This window comes from Nocardiopsis halotolerans DSM 44410, assembly GCF_000341065.1.
Classification (GTDB): Bacteria; Actinomycetota; Actinomycetes; order Streptosporangiales; family Streptosporangiaceae; genus Nocardiopsis; species Nocardiopsis halotolerans.
Genome location: NZ_ANAX01000253.1, coordinates 12,587 through 27,233, shown reverse-complemented (window position 1 = coordinate 27,233; position 14,647 = coordinate 12,587). Strand labels below are relative to the sequence as shown.

Below are 14,647 nucleotides of genomic sequence, written 5' to 3'. Positions count from 1 at the left end.
GCTGCTGCCGCACGTGACGGCCACGGTGGAGCGCGGCGAGGAGCCGTCGGACGACCCTGCGACGCGGCGTTACGAGCTCCCGCCGGGAGAGCTGGTCCGGTACGCGGGCGACCGGGCGCTGCGCCGCCTGGGCGCGATCGAGTCCGCGCGCGGCGTGCCCGTGTCCCGGATCGACCTCGACGCCACCCCCGAGGACCTGGAGGAGCGGTTCGGCGAGGAGGACCGGGAGGCCATGGCGAAGCTCACCGCCCGGGACTGAGTCAGGGGAGGCCGTGGGGACCGGGGGACGCCTCGTGCCACAGCTCGCGGCGTCCGCGTTCGGCCTCCAGGGCGATCCGGCCGAAGGGTTCGCTCCGCCAGTCGCCGTCCTCCTGGTGGTTGGCGTAGAGCACGTCGCCGTCGCGGGAGAGCACGTAGACCGAGTCCACCAGCCGGTGGGTCTCCAGGAACTCCACCGTGTTGGGGACGCCCAGGTAGAAGCGTTCGTGGTGGAGTTCGGGCATCCACCTGCCGAACCCCTGGTGGGCCCGGGCCCGCGCGTGGCGGTCGGCGATCGCGAAGCGGCTGTTGGAGCCGTGGGTGGCCACGAAGGCCACCTCGACCCGGTATCCGGCGTCGCGGAAGCCCTCCACCCAGGACGCGGCCCAGTCGGCGCGGCCGAGGGGGTGGCTGCACACCACGTCCACGCGGCCCGCGCGCAGGTGCGTCATGGCGAGTCCGTGCAGGCCGCCGACCTGCCGGGCCAGGGCGGCGGAGGCGGCCCGGTCGTCCGCGGTCATCGCCCACTCGTAGTCGGGTGCCAGGCGCAGGAGGTCGTCACCGTCGTAGCTGACGGTTCCCTCGGGCAGGAACGGCAGGACGAGGCGCTGGAGGGTGGACTTGCCCGAACCGGGTTGGCCGCCCAGGAGCAGGAGCCGGGGGCGTTCGCGGGCGGTGCCGGTGAGCCTGTCGCGCAGCGCGAGGTCGAAGAGGGCGGCCAGGTCGGCCTCGGACAGGATCCTGCCCGGGTCGCCGGGGGTCGCGCCTTCGGGAACGGCGACCGGCTCGGCTCGCAGGTCGGCGATGACGTCGGGGAGTTCGCCGTTGACCCGGTCGACCTCCTCGGGGGTGAGGAAGGGCAGCCGGGCCTCCCGCGCGAGGAGTTCGGCGGCGCGTTCCCTGAGTTCGGGACGGCCGTCGGCGCGGCCCAGGCAGGCTCCGACGGCCGCGCTGTAGAGGTTGTAGGCCCGTTCTCGGGCCTCGCGCAGGGGACCCTCCTGCGGGGGGAAACCGCCGCAGGAGCTCTCCTCCAGGAGCGGCCGGAGGGTTCGGTCCGGCACGTGTGGAACCGCCATCAGTCGCTCGCCTTCCCGGGGCTGGCGCCGTTTGGTCACCGCTGTGGATGCTAGTGCGTCAGCCGTCGGAAGATGTCGGGTTCGGCGCCGTTGGCCGGAGGCGGCCAACGCTGGGCGGGGGGCGGGGACCGAATGGCGGTGTCGCACGGCGCGGTCGGGGCGACGGGGGTACGGGGTGGGGCTGGGATCGCCCCACCCCGTCACGCGTCCGGACCGGTCAGGCCGCGGAGCAGGTCACCTCGGGGGCGCCGTTGGCACCGCCGTGGCTCCCGGTGAATCCGAACTCGGTGCTGCTCCCGGCGCTGAGTCCGCCGTTCCATCCGAGGTCGGACGCGGTCACCCGCGACCCGCTGCTGGAGAAGTCGGCGTTCCAGCCCTGGGTGAAGCTCTGGCCGTCATCGTAGGTCAGCGTCACGGTCCAGCCGCTGATGTCGGAGTCGGCGGTGACCGTGACCGCCGCCTGGAAGCCGCTGCTCCACTCGCTGACGATCCCGTACTCGGCCGTGCAGCCCTCGTCGGAGGGGGGATCGGTGGGCTCGTCCGGGTCGGTCGGCTCATCCGGGTCGGTGGGCTCGTCCGGGTGGTCGGGGGCGTTCACCGCCATGTCGTAGGCGGCCTGCGGGACGAACTGCCCGGCGGGCGCGATGCAGCCGTCGGCCTCACCCGGCAGCTTGGTCCAGATGAAGGCGTCGATCGAGGGGTTGCCCGTGTCGGTGGTGCTGGGCCGGCCGATCATCCGCCCCGGCGGGTCGCACCACTCGTTCTCGGGAGCGGGACCGTTGCCGTTGCGGCTGGTGTCGATGACGGCGCCGAGTCCGGGCACGCCGGTCGCGGCGATGACCGCCTCGGCGAAGGCGACCTCGTCGGCGGTCCAGTTGTAGTTGGAGGTGTTGGTGGCGATGCCGTGGGCGCTGTTGGCGATGTCCGCGCCGTTGAGCAGGTCTGCGGCCTCCTGCGGGCCGAGCCAGGCCGAGTTGCCGATGTCGAAGTACACCCGCGCCTCGGAGGAGCCCTCCATGAGCGCCTTGCCCGCGTAGGCCATGGAGTCCAGCAGGTCGGACGGGTCGCTGCAACCGCTCACCAGCGGAAGGGCGTCGGGCTCCAGGACGATGGTGGCGGGGCGGCCCTCCAGGCCCCCGGCCACCTCGTCGACCCAGGCGCGGTAGGCGTCGTGGCTGGGCGCTCCCCCGCCGCTGTGGTTGCCGCAGTCGCGACCGGGGATGTTGTAGACCACCATGATGGGGACTTGGTCCTGGGCGTCGGCGGCGCTGACCAACGCGTCCACGTCGGCGCGGACCTCGTTCGGGTTGTGCTGGGTGAACCAGGTGGCCTGCGCGACCGAGGCGATGCGGTCGCGGATGACGTCGGCCCGGTGGTCGTTCGGATTCTCCTCGACCCAGGTGGCCGCCGACGTGTTGGGATTGACGTAGAACTCGGGCCCGTCGGCCGCGGCGGGCGACGCGCTGAGCAGCGCCGCCCCCATGGCCAGGGCCGAGACGGAGCTGATGGCTGCTCCGACGGCTATGCGTGTGCGGGACATAAGCCTTCCTTCGGTGAGTTGACCCCCGTGGTGGTCCCCCGGTTTCCCGTTGCTGTGCGAATGGGAGCGCTCCCAGAAACGTCAGGCTACCCCGGGAAACTCCTTCCGCCCCAGGGGGGTAACAGCTGTGTTTCCCAAAGGTGACATCTCCGTCCTGACATAGGGTGGTCACATGTCACCCACCCCTCCCTCCCCTCCCGCCGTCATCGACGCCCTCGCCTGGGTCCACGTACGCGAGGGCCGCCTGCTGTGCGTCCGCACCGAGGGGATCGACCTGTTCTACCTGCCCGGAGGCAAGCGCGAGCCCGGGGAGAGCGACGAGGCCGCGGTGGCGCGCGAGGCGCTGGAGGAGGTCAGCGTGGTGCTGCGCCCGGGTACGTTCCGCCGGGTCGCGGTGATCGACGAGGCCGCCCACGCGCAGGGGCCGGGCACGCGGGTGCGGCTGTCGTGTCACACGGCCGAGCACGAGGGTGAGATCGCGGTGGACAACGAGATCGCCGAGCTGGCGTGGATCGGGTTCGCCGACCGGGAGCGCTGCGCCCCGGCCGTGCGCCGCCTCATCGAACTGCTGCACGCCGAGGGCACCGTCCACTGACCGGGCCGGGCCCCGCGCGTACGCGCTGGCCGTCCGCAGGCTGAGGCGGGGCCTGACGGGGGCGCGTCGGGTCAGCGGTGGCCCACGACGTTGACCACCCGGCCGTTCGGGTCGCGGACGAAGAACCGGCGCACGCCCCACTCCTCGTCCTGCAGGGGGTGCACGATCTCCGCTCCGCCGTCGAGCACGGCGGCGTACACCGCGTCCACGTCGTCCACCTCGATGCTCATGTCCGGTGTGACGGGCGCGGTCTCGTCACGGCTCATGAGGATGACCTGCGCCGTGGGGTTGGAGGGGGAGGCGAGGTTCACGACCCAGCCCAGGTTCATGACCTCCTCGAGCCCGAGGAGGCCGTAGAAGTCCCGGCTCTCCTCCATGGCCTCCGACCGGATGTCGGGCACGACTCGACGGACTGACAACGGGGACTCCTGTCGACGGTGGGAATCGGGTGTGTCCGGACCTTCCCCGGCCGCGGCGGAACCATGCGCGCTCGTTGTCCACGGACCGAGGCTCACGCCCGCGCGACGATCCGTGGCGGGGGCGTGACCTCCGACGAGGAGATCGACCGCCGCGTCCAGGCGCGAACGACGCGCCCGCGCCCGCCTTCCCGTGCGGACGCGCCGCGGCTGTGGGCGGTCATCGACGAGACCGCGTTCCGCGAGCTCCCCGGGACGCCGAAAAAGAAGTGGCCCCCACAGACGCCCCTGGTTACAGTCCGGATACTGTGCGGACACATCTCCAGTATCCCGGAGTCCCCGAGCACCGGTCGGCCGACCGATTCCTGTGGTGGCTCGCCCTGAAGGCATGGCGCCTCCTCCTGTGGTCGGGGACCTCCACGGGCGCCTTCATGATCGTCGGCGTCCTCATCTCCGCCGCGCTCGGCGCCGCGCTCGACTCCGGGCTCGTCCGGGGTGACCTGGACGCCCTCCTCGGGTGGTTCGGCGTCCTCACCGCGCTCGTCCTGTGCTCCGTCGCGCTCATCCCCGTCGCGCACCGGGCCGAGTGCTTCAACTGGTACGCCTCGGCGTACCGGACCATCCAGGTGGTCACCAACCACTCGGTGCGCATGGGTCCCACGCTCACCCGGAGGCTGCCCTCCGGCGAGGTGGTGGCGGTGGGTACCGAGGACATCGACCGCGTCGGCGACTTCTACGAGACGGCGGGGCAGATCCTGTCCTCCCTCGTCGCGGTGGCCGTGGTCAGCGTCTTCATGCTCACCTCGCACGCGACGTTCGGCCTGATCGTGCTGGTGGCGGTCCCGCTCATCATGGCGGGGCTGATGCCTCTGCTGGGCCTGTTCGCCAGGCGCCAGGAGCACCAGCGCGACCGGCAGGCCGAGCTCACCACCCTGGCCACCGACCTGGTGGCGGGCCTGCGCGTGCTCCGGGGCGTGGGCGGCGAGCGCACCGTGGACCACCGTTACCGGGCCGCCTCACAGCGGGTCCGGTCCGCCGCCATGCGCGTGGGCTGGGTGGACGCCGCGCTGCACGCCGTACGCGAGTTCCTCCCGGGCCTGCTGCTGGTCGGGATCGTCTGGTACGGCGCGCGCCTGGCCCTGACCGGGGAGATCACCATCGGCCAACTCGTCGCGTTCTACGGCTACACCGGAACGCTGTCCACGGCCGTGCGCCACCTGATGCACGACCTGTCCCTGCTCGCCTCCGCCCGTGTGGCCGCGGGGCGCGTGGTGCGCGTGCTGGGACTGGAGCACGACCACCCCGACCCGGAGGATCCCGCACCGGAACCGACCGGTCCCTGCGACCTGCACGATCCGGGCAGCGGCGTGACCGTCGGCGCGCACCGCACCACCGGCGTGGTCTGCGCCGACCCCGCCGACGCCACCGCCATCGCCGAGCGCCTGGGCCGCTACCGGGACGAGGAGGACGCGGACGCCGTGCTGGTCGGGAGGACCACCGGCGAGACCGTGCGCCTGCGGGACCTGCCCCGGGAGCTGGTCCGCCGCCGCGTCCTGGTGGCGACCAACGACGCGCACCTGTTCTCGGGCACCCTGCGCGAGGAGCTGTCACCGGACGGGGAGATCTCCGAGGAGCGCCTCGCGGAGGTCGTGCGCACCGCCCACGCCGACGACGTGGTCCGCCAGTCCGCCGCCGGACTGGACGCGCCGCTCACCGAGCGCGGCCGCGAGTACTCCGGCGGCCAGCAGCAACGCCTGCGCCTGGCCCGCGCCCTGGCCCTGGACCCGGAGATCCTGCTGCTGGTGGAGCCCGCCTCGGCCGTGGACGCCCACTCCGAGGCCGCGATCGCCGCGCGGCTGCCCGTGGAGCGCGCGGGGCGCACGACCGGCCTGGTCACCACCAGCCCCCTGCTGCTCGACCGCACCGACCGCGTGCAGTTCGTCGAGGGGGGCCGTCTGGTGGCCGAGGGAACCCACCGGGAACTCCTCGCCACCTCCCCCCGCTACGCCGCCACCGTCCTACGCGCCGTCCCCACGGAGGGGAAGTCATGACCCAGACCGCCGAACGGGCCGAGGAGTTCGCCGAGGCGTCCCGGGCGTACCAACCGGAGGGGCTGCCGGTCGCGCCGGTCTCCGCCGTGTGGGCGCGGCTGCGCCGCGCCGGACGCGAGCACGGCCGTCTGTTCGCCGTCGTCGTGCTGCTGTACGGCCTGGCCGCGCTCACGGCGCTGGCCTCGCCCTGGGTCCTCGGCATGATCATCGACACCGTGCGCGCGGAGGGGGCGTCCTCGCGCGTCGACGTGCTCGCCGTGCTGATCGTCGTGTCGCTGGTCCTGCACGCCGGGTTCACCCTGGCGTCCGTGGCGACGTCGATCCGCTTCGGCGAGACCGTACTGGCGCAGCTGCGCGAGGAGTTCGTGCGCGCGGTGCTCCGGCTGCCGCTGGGGGTGGTGGAGCGCGCGGGCACGGGTGACCTGGTGGCACGCACCGGTCGCGACATCGGCCACCTGAGCCACACCGTGCGCGTCGCGGTGCCGGTGATGGCGGTCAGCGTGGTGACCGTGGTGATCGTCGCCGCGGCGACGGCCGTCCTGCACCCGGCCCTGCTCCTGGCGTGGGTACCGTCCGTGGCCGTGCTGTGGGTGTCCACGCGCTGGTACGCCCGCAGGGCGCCGGACGGGTACGTGCGTGAGCTGTTCACCTACTCGGAGCTGACCCAGGGTGTGACCGACACCGTGGAGGGCGCGCACACGATCGAGTCGCTGGGCCGGCAGGCCCGCCAGATCGCGCGCAACGAGCGGCGGATCGGCCGCGCCTACGCGGCGGAACGGTACACGCTGTGGCTGCGGTGCGTCTGGTATCCGCCGCTGGAGTTCGGGTACATGTTCCCGATCGCCCTGACCTTCCTGGTGGCGGGCCTGCTGTACCTGGACGGTTCGCTGAGCCTGGGGGAGATCGCCACGGCGATCTTCCTCGCCAGGCAGATGGCGCGTCCCCTGGAGCAACTGCTGGACCAGGTGGACAGCCTGATGATGGGCTTCACGAGCCTGCGCAGGCTGCTGGGCGTGGAGATGGCCGAGGAGGAACCCGCCGCGTCCTCGGTACCGGACGCGCACAGGGTCTCCCGTCCCGGCGAGGTCCGGGTGGCGGACCTGCGCTTCGGCTACACCGGCAGGGAGGTCCTGCACGGGGTGGAGCTCACGCTGGCGCCCGGGGAGCGCCTGGCCGTGGTGGGGCCGAGCGGCGCGGGCAAGTCGACCCTGGGCAAGCTGATCGCCGGTGTGCACACGCCGACGTCGGGGAGCGTCCGCGTGAGCGGGACGTCCATGTCGGGGCTGGATCCCGAGGTGCGGCGCGGACGGGCGATCCTGCTGAGCCAGGAGAGTCACGTGTTCGGTGGGACGATCGCCGAGAACCTGGCGCTGGCCCTGGACCGGCCCGACGGCGCGGCGGAGGTGGACGAGGAACGCCTGTGGGCGGCGCTGGCCGCCGTGGACGCCGACGCGTGGGTGCGCTCGCTGCCGGACGGGCTGGGCACCCGTGTGGGGTCGGGCCACGCCCCGCTGGACCCCGCACACGTGCAGCAGCTCGCCCTGGCCCGCGTGGTGCTGGCCGATCCCGACGTGCTCGTGCTGGACGAGGCCACGTCCCTGATGGACCCGCGCTCGGCCCGCCGCCTGGAGCGCTCCCTGGCGGGGGTGCTGTCGGGCCGCACGGTCGTGGCCATCGCGCACCGGCTGCACACGGCGCACGACGCCGACCGGATCGCGGTGGTGGAGGACGGCCGGATCAGCGAGCTGGGCAGCCACGACGAGCTGCTCGCCCGGGGCGGTTCGTACGCCGACCTGTGGCGGGCCTGGCACGGCGAGGGCTGAGGGCGGGACTCCACGTGCCCACCGGTCGGCCGGTCCCGGGCCGCGATGACGTTGTGGGAGATGGGCGGGGGCGCCACGAGTCGAATGCCGTCCTCATCGAGGATCTCCGCCCGCCAGCCGTCGGGCACGTCCAACTCCCGCCAGGTGCTCAGCAGGTAGTCCCACCGCGACAGCCCCACCGCCGGGGCGGCTTCCGTCATGGTCGAACTCCTCCGCCTCGTGCCCTCACACCGGAAGCGTAGGGCTCCGCGCCCCCGTCCGTCCGGCACTTCGCGGGACAACCTCGGTTTCCCCCAAGAACAGTCCCGACACCGGCCCCGGAAACGGCGAAACCGGGCGGCTCCGAGGAGCCGCCCGGTCGTCGCGGGCGAGGTCGCGTATCCGGACCTCGGACACCTGCGGGCCCTGGGGCCACAGGTCTCACGGACCTACTAGAAGTCCATGCCGCCCATGCCACCGGTCGGGTCGCCGGCGGGAGCGGCGGCCTTCTCCGGCTTCTCGGCGATGACGGCCTCGGTCGTCAGGAACAGACCGGCGATGGAGGCCGCGTTCTGCAGGGCCGAGCGGGTGACCTTGGTCGGGTCGATGACGCCGTCCTTGAACAGGTCGGTGTACTCGCCGGTGGCGGCGTTCAGGCCGAACCCGGGCTCCAGGTTGCGGACCTTCTCCGCCACGACGCCGCCCTCGAGGCCGGCGTTGATGGCGATCTGCTTGAGCGGCTCGGCGATGGCGCGACGGACGATGTCGGCGCCGATGGCCTCGTCACCCTCGACGTCCAGCTTGTCGAACACCGGGACACCGGCCTGGAGCAGCGCGACGCCACCACCGGGCAGGATGCCCTCCTCGACCGCGGCCTTGGCGTTGCGGACGGCGTCCTCGATGCGGTGCTTGCGCTCCTTGAGCTCCACCTCGGTGGCGGCACCGGCCTTGANCCGGCCACGCCGCCGGCCAGGCGGGCGAGACGCTCCTGGAGCTTCTCGCGGTCGTAGTCGGAGTCGGTGCGCTCGATCTCGTTGCGGATCTCGTTCACGCGACCGGCGATCGAGGTGGCGTCACCGGCGCCGTCCACGATGGTGGTCTCGTCCTTGGTGACGACGACCTTGCGGGCACGGCCGAGCATGTCCAGCTCGGTGTTCTCCAGCTTGAGGCCGACCTCCTCGGTGATGACCTGGCCGCCGGTCAGCACGGCGATGTCGCCGAGCTGGGCCTTGCGGCGGTCACCGAAGCCCGGGGCCTTGACGGCGACGGACTTGAAGTTGCCGCGGATCTTGTTGACGATCAGCGTCTGGAGGGCGCCGCCCTCCAGGTCCTCGGCGATGATGACCAGCGGACGGCCGGCCTGGAGGACCTTCTCGACAACCGGCAGGAACTCGTTGTTGTTCGAGATCTTGGAGTTGACGATGAGGATGTAGGGGTCCTCGAGGACCGTCTCCATGCGCTCGAGGTCGGTGGCGAAGTAGGGCGAGATGTAGCCCTTGTCGAAGCGCATGCCCTCGGCGAGCTCGAGCTCCAGCCCGAAGGTCTGGCCCTCCTCGACCGTGATGACGCCTTCCTTGCCGACCTTGTCCATGGCCTCGGCGATGGTCTCGCCGATCTGGGGGTCGCCGGCGGAGATCGAGGCGGTGGAGGCGATCTGCTCCTTGGTCTCGATGTCCTTGGAGAGGTTGCCGAGCTCCTCGTTGATGCGAGCCACGGCGGCGTCGATGCCGCGCTTGAGACCGACCGGGTTGGCGCCGGCGGCGACGTTGCGCAGACCCTCGCGGACGAGCGCCTGGGCGAGCACGGTGGCGGTGGTGGTGCCGTCACCCGCGACGTCGTCGGTCTTCTTGGCGACCTCCTTGACCAGCTCGGCCCCGATCTTCTCCCACGGGTCCTCGAGCTCGATCTCCTTGGCGATGGAGACACCGTCGTTGGTGATGGTGGGGGCGCCCCACTTCTTCTCCAGGACGACGTTGCGGCCCTTGGGGCCGAGCGTGACCTTGACGGCGTCAGCGAGCTGGTTCATGCCGCGCTCAAGGCCGCGACGGGCCTCCTCGTCGAACGCGATCAGTTTGGCTGCCATTGAGTTCTTGTCCTCCCGTGACCGGGCTGATACGCGATGGGACGAGGCGTGCGCCCGCGACGGACGACCGCGGCCCACCGGCAACCCTGCTGCCGGACGCCACGGCCTCGCAGCCTCGCTCCGGTTTAGCACTCAGTGGTGACGAGTGCTAACCAGGTTCCTTTTTAGCACTCGACCCCGGAGAGTGCAAACGATGTGGTCACGATTTTCCAGCCTGGCATTTCGGCGTTCACCTGGGCAAACGTCGCACGGAGCACGTGTTTTCCGCGCTCGGCGGACACGGCCGGGCACCGGCTTCCTCCCCGGCACCCGGCCCCGCCGCCCGGTCAGGAACTGAGGCGACGCATCGCCCGCGAGCCCACGGCCAGCGCCACGACCGTCAGGACGACCGCGACGGCCCAGCCGATCCCGACCGACGCGCCCCACTCCCCGGCGAACAGGGCGCGCTGGGCGTCCACCACGTGCGCCACCGGGTTGACGCGCGAGAGCACGTACAGCCACGTCGGCGCCAGGTCCATGGGCAGCAGCACGCCGGACAGCAGCATTAGGGGCATGATCACCGTCTGGAGGATCGGCGCGAACACGTACGTCTGCTTGACCGCCATGGCCGTCAGGTACGACAGCGTGGCCAGGCCGGTGCCCAGGACCGCGAGCAGGAGCAGTCCCACGACCGCGCCCACCACCGAGACGCGGAAGCCGAACGGGACCACCAGCACGATGATGAGCACCATCTGCGCCAGCATGGTCGCGACGTCGCGCAGGACCCGGCCCAGCAGCAGCGCCACCCGGCTCACCGGGGTGGCCAGCAGCCGCTCGTGCGCTCCGGAGGCCATCTCCGGCAGCAGGGAGAACCCCGAGAACCCGGCCGTGAACAGGGCGAGCATGACCAGCAGACCGGGGATGAACCATTGCCACGGGTTCTCTCCCTGGGCCCCGGCCAGCCCCGTCAGCAGGGGCGCGAACAGCACCAGGTACAGCACCGGCTGCATCATGCCGAAGACCAGCATCAGCGGCCTGTGCAGCAGCGGACGCATCTGACGGGCGAAGACGGTCGCGGTGTCGCGCGGCAGGCTCGGCCCCCGCACGGACGCCGCCTCCGCCGGGGCCGGGGTCTCCTCGTGGACGGTCATGCCCCCTCCTCACGCAGGCTGCGGCCGGTCAGGGTCAGGAACACGTCGTCCAGGGTGGGCCGCTTCACCCCGACCGTGAGCAGGGAGATCCCGGCCGCGTCCAGCTCACGCAGCAGCTCGGGCAGCACCGCGTCCCCGCGTTCCACCCGTAGGCGCACCTCGGGGTCGCGGCCCACGTCTTCGATCACCTCCGCCGCCCCGGCGGACGGCGTGCGCTCGGCGATCCCGGCGGCGGCGCGCGCCCGTTCCCCGTCGGACACGGTGAAGGTGACCAGGTCGCCCGACACCTTGCCCTTGAGCTCGTCGGCGCTGCCGTCGGCGATGACCCTGCCGTGGTCGATGACCAGGATGCGCTCGGCCATGTCGTCGGCCTCGTCGAGGTAGTGGGTGGTGAGCACGACCGTGGTGCCGAGGCGGTCGCGCAACCGGGTGATGTGCTCCCACAGGTTGGCGCGGCTGTGCGGGTCGAGTCCGGTGGAGGGCTCGTCCAGGAACAGCAGATCGGGCTCGTGGATGAGTCCCATGGCGATGTCGAGCCGCCGGCGCTGCCCGCCGGAGAGCTTGGTGACCTCGCGTCCGACGGCGGCGCCCAGCTCCAGCTGGTCGAGCAGCTCGTCGGCGCGGCGGCGGGCGGTGCGACGGTCCAGCCCGTAGAGCAGGCCCTGCGTGTACAGCTCCTCCTCGGCCCGCTGGTCGTCCCCGGCACCGTGTCCCTGGCCGACGAAACCGATCCCCCTGCGCACCTTGGCGGGTTCGGCGCGGACGTCGTGTCCGGCCACCACGGCGGTGCCCGAGGTGGGTTCCAGCAGTGTGGTGAGCATGCGCAGGGTGGTCGACTTCCCCGCGCCGTTGGGGCCGAGCAGGGCGACGAGCTCGCCCCTGGCCACGTCGATGTCGACGCCGCGTACGGCCTCGACGACGTCCTTGCCGACCCGGAAGCTCCGGGTCAGCCCACGCGTGTGGATCATCCCTTTCTCCTTATTCAAACTTGAGCACGGGAGAGAGTGTGCACCACGCGGAGGAGATATTCAAACTTTAATAAGAGCGGGCTCCGGTCGGTTCCCGACGGCGGGCACCGCGCGGCGCGGCCGTGTTCGCGCCCTCGACCGCCCTCCTCATCACCATGGACAACCCGTACGGCCGTTGGTGGGGACGCGCGGGCGTCGTACCGTGCTGCCGTGGAGCGCGCCGGGTCCGGCGCCGCGCCGAGGAGGCGGCCGAGGCCGACACCCGGTTGCCCGGGGCGGCGCGGAGGAGGTGGCCGGGTCGGGTCAGGAGGCGGCGGGCGGAAGTCCGAAGGCGTCGGGGCCGTCGTCGGCCATGGTGTACTCCCCGGCCCGCAGGGAGGCGATGAGGTCCCGCGTCCACCCGATGTCGGCGTCGATCGTGCGCCCCCACAGGCCGAACAGCTCGTGCACGTGCCTCGGCTTGCCCCACTCCTCGGCGGGAAGGAGCTCGTCACCGACCTTCTCCAGCAGCTCCAGCCGCTGCCCGAGCAGGTCGATCACCTCGGCGCGCGGAAGCGAGGTCATCAGGGTGATCGACGCGAACAGCATCGCCGGATCGTCCCTGCGGGTCAGCCCCCGGCGCAGCAGCCGGTGGATCTCCGCGACGCCGTCCTCGGTGATCGCGTAGGAGGTGCGGTCGACCACCTCGTCGCCCTCGGCCACGAACTCGCGCAGTTTGCCCTCCTGGGAGAGCTTGCGCAGGGCGTGGTAGATGGACCCCCACTTGACGTTGGCCCACTGCTCGGCGCCCCAGGACAGGAGCTCACGGCCCACCCGGTACCCGTGGGCCTGCCCCTTCATGCGCACCACACCCAGGACCAACAGCCGCGTCGCCGACATCGCCACCCTCGTTCAACCACAGATCTCCACCAGGTTACGAGGAGCGGCACGGCGCACCGGTGCGCCCGTCCGTGTGGGCGGCGCCACGGTCCGCGGCGGACGGCGAAGGGGCGGCCCCGGCACCCGCCTCCGGCGCCGGAACCGCCCCGTGTACGTGTCGGCGGAAGGCTCAGCAGCCTCCGGCGACCGCCGGGATGATGGAGACCTGGGCGCCCTCGGCGACCTCGGTCTGCAACCCCTTCTCGAAGCGCACGTCCTCGTCGCCGACGTAGACGTTGACGAAGCGGCGCACCTTGCCGTTGTCGTCGAGGATGCGGGCGCGGATGCCGGGGTGGTTGGCCTCCAGGTCGTCGAGGATCTCGGCCAGGGTGGCGCCCCTGGCGGTGACCTGTGCGGCGTCGTCGGTGTAGGTGCGCAGGATGGTGGGCACGCGGACGCTGACGCTCATGGCGGACTTCCTTCTCGTGGGAGATGACGGGTGGGGCGCGCCCCGCGGGCGACGGGCGGACCGAAGCGGAGCGGAGGCCCCGGAGAACACTGCCGGGTGGGTGGACCGGTGGACCCTTCCGGACGCCGCCTAGGCCAGACCGGCGTCGGTGAAGGCGCCCAGGGACGGCTTGATCGTGGCGGTCACACCGGCGTCGACGGCGTTCAGGGTCTTGAGCCCGTCACCGGTGTTGAGCACGACGGTCTCGGCCCTGGGGTCGAGCCTTCCCTCCCGGACCAGCTTGCGCAGCACGCCGGTGGTGACGCCGCCCGCGGTCTCGGCGAAGATGCCCTCGGTGCGGGCGAGGAGCTTGATGGAGTCGACGACCTCGTCGTCTCCCACGTGCTCCACCGACCCGCCCGTGCGCTTGGCGATGTCGAGCACGTACGGCCCGTCGGCCGGGTTGCCGATGGCCAGCGACTTGGCGATGGTGTCGGGCTTGACCGGCTGGATGACGTCGATGTCCTTGTCCCAGGCCTGCGCGACCGGGGAGCAGCCCGTGGCCTGGGCGCCGAAGATCCGGTACGGGCGGTCCTCCACCAGGCCCAGCTTGACGAGCTCCTGGAAGCCCTTGTCGATCTTGGTGAGCTGCGAGCCGGACGCGATCGGGATGACGATCTGCTCGGGCAGGCGCCAGCCGAGCTGCTCGGCGATCTCGTAGGCCAGCGTCTTGGAACCCTCGCCGTAGTAGGGGCGCAGGTTGACGTTGACGAACCCCCAGCCCTCGCCGACCGGGTCGCCGATGAGCTCGGAGCAGAAGCGGTTGACGTCGTCGTAGTTGCCGTCGATGGCCACGACCTTGCCGCCGTAGACGGCGGCCATGACGACCTTGGCCTCCTCCAGCCCGGCGGGGATGAACACGCAGGACTCGAACCCGGCGCGCGCGGCGGCGGCGCCGACGGCACCGGCGAGGTTGCCGGTGGAGGAGCAGGACAGGGTGGTGAAGCCGAAGGTGCGGGCGGCCTCGACGGCGATGGCGACCACGCGGTCCTTGAAGGAGTGCGTGGGGTTGCCGGAGTCGTCCTTGACGTGCAGCGAGTCCAGGCCCAGCTCGGCGGCGAGGCGGTCGGCCTTCACCAGCGGAGTCAGACCGGGAGCCATGTTGGGCAGCTCGGCGACGTTGGTCGGGACCGGGAGCAGGGAGCGGTAACGCCAGATGCTCTTGGGGCCGCTCTCGATGTCGGCGCGGGTCACGGTCCCGAAGTCGTAGGCGACCTCCAGGGGACCGAAGCAGAACTCGCAGGCGAACCTGGGGGTGAGCTCGTAGCGCTCACCGCACTCGCGACAGGAGAGCGCGGTACCGGGGCCGAAGGCGCGGACGGAGGTGGGTTCAGCGGCGGCAATCGCCATGGCGAGGCGTCT

Annotated in this window: 12 protein-coding genes and 2 pseudogenes; 5 read left to right on the top strand and 9 right to left on the bottom strand. The window is 71.9% G+C overall.

Going from position 1 to position 14,647, the window contains the following annotated elements; all coding sequences use genetic code 11:
* A pseudogene (locus tag D455_RS0119795) lies at positions 1-259 on the top strand (R2-like ligand-binding oxidase); the annotation flags it as partial.
* 1 nt (position 260) lies between these two features.
* Here D455_RS0119795 and D455_RS0119790 read toward each other — a convergent pair.
* Both D455_RS0119790 and D455_RS0119785 read right to left on the bottom strand, forming a co-directional pair.
* Positions 261-1,334: a zeta toxin family protein gene (locus D455_RS0119790; RefSeq protein ID WP_017572445.1), complete on the bottom strand. Its 1,074-nt coding sequence runs from the start codon at positions 1,332-1,334 to the stop codon at positions 261-263.
* 217 nt (positions 1,335-1,551) lie between these two features.
* Positions 1,552-2,874, bottom strand: coding sequence for a glycoside hydrolase family 6 protein (locus tag D455_RS0119785; RefSeq protein ID WP_017572444.1), 1,323 nt, complete (start codon positions 2,872-2,874; stop codon positions 1,552-1,554).
* 172 nt (positions 2,875-3,046) lie between these two features.
* On the opposite strand from D455_RS0119785, the gene D455_RS0119780 reads away from it, so the two are divergent.
* Positions 3,047-3,469, top strand: coding sequence for an NUDIX hydrolase (locus D455_RS0119780; RefSeq protein ID WP_017572443.1), 423 nt, complete (start codon positions 3,047-3,049; stop codon positions 3,467-3,469).
* A gap of 71 nt (positions 3,470-3,540) precedes the next feature.
* On the opposite strand, the gene D455_RS0119775 is transcribed toward D455_RS0119780, so the two are convergent.
* Entirely contained in the window at positions 3,541-3,888 is a 348-nt protein-coding gene (locus D455_RS0119775; protein ID WP_026122797.1) for a VOC family protein, read from the bottom strand.
* Between the two features lie 63 nt (positions 3,889-3,951).
* Between D455_RS0119775 and D455_RS35515 the strand changes: the two genes are divergently transcribed.
* The 3 genes from D455_RS35515 to D455_RS0119765 are packed head-to-tail and all read left to right on the top strand — an operon-like array spanning position 3,952 to position 7,759.
* Positions 3,952-4,269 (top strand): Scr1 family TA system antitoxin-like transcriptional regulator, encoded by a 318-nt coding sequence (locus D455_RS35515; RefSeq protein ID WP_241480285.1) that lies wholly within the window; start codon positions 3,952-3,954, stop codon positions 4,267-4,269.
* Complete coding sequence (locus tag D455_RS0119770; protein WP_017572441.1) at positions 4,194-5,936, top strand: ABC transporter transmembrane domain-containing protein; 1,743 nt, start codon at positions 4,194-4,196, stop codon at positions 5,934-5,936. The genes D455_RS35515 and D455_RS0119770 overlap by 76 nt, the downstream gene beginning before the upstream one ends.
* Complete coding sequence (locus D455_RS0119765; RefSeq protein ID WP_017572440.1) at positions 5,933-7,759, top strand: ABC transporter ATP-binding protein; 1,827 nt, start codon at positions 5,933-5,935, stop codon at positions 7,757-7,759. The genes D455_RS0119770 and D455_RS0119765 overlap by 4 nt, the downstream gene beginning before the upstream one ends.
* A 431-nt stretch (positions 7,760-8,190) precedes the next feature.
* On the opposite strand, the pseudogene groL reads toward D455_RS0119765, so the two are convergent.
* From groL to thrC, 6 genes and pseudogenes are all read right to left on the bottom strand, one after another.
* Positions 8,191-9,821 (bottom strand): annotated as a pseudogene (groL, locus tag D455_RS31060) (chaperonin GroEL).
* A 326-nt stretch (positions 9,822-10,147) separates the two neighbouring features.
* A complete protein-coding gene (locus D455_RS0119755; RefSeq protein WP_017572438.1) occupies positions 10,148-10,951 on the bottom strand; it encodes an ABC transporter permease in 804 nt (267 codons plus the stop codon).
* Entirely contained in the window at positions 10,948-11,919 is a 972-nt protein-coding gene (locus D455_RS0119750) for a daunorubicin resistance protein DrrA family ABC transporter ATP-binding protein (protein ID WP_017572437.1), read from the bottom strand. Before D455_RS0119750 ends, D455_RS0119755 begins: the two co-directional genes overlap by 4 nt.
* 303 nt (positions 11,920-12,222) lie before the next feature.
* Complete coding sequence (locus D455_RS0119745) at positions 12,223-12,798, bottom strand: PadR family transcriptional regulator (protein ID WP_017572436.1); 576 nt, start codon at positions 12,796-12,798, stop codon at positions 12,223-12,225.
* A gap of 169 nt (positions 12,799-12,967) precedes the next feature.
* A complete protein-coding gene (locus D455_RS0119740; protein WP_017572435.1) occupies positions 12,968-13,246 on the bottom strand; it encodes a ubiquitin-like small modifier protein 1 in 279 nt (92 codons plus the stop codon).
* A gap of 129 nt (positions 13,247-13,375) precedes the next feature.
* Positions 13,376-14,635, bottom strand: a complete 1,260-nt coding sequence (gene thrC, locus D455_RS0119735) for a threonine synthase (RefSeq protein WP_017572434.1) — start codon at positions 14,633-14,635, stop codon at positions 13,376-13,378.
* Positions 14,636-14,647 lie beyond the last annotated feature (12 nt).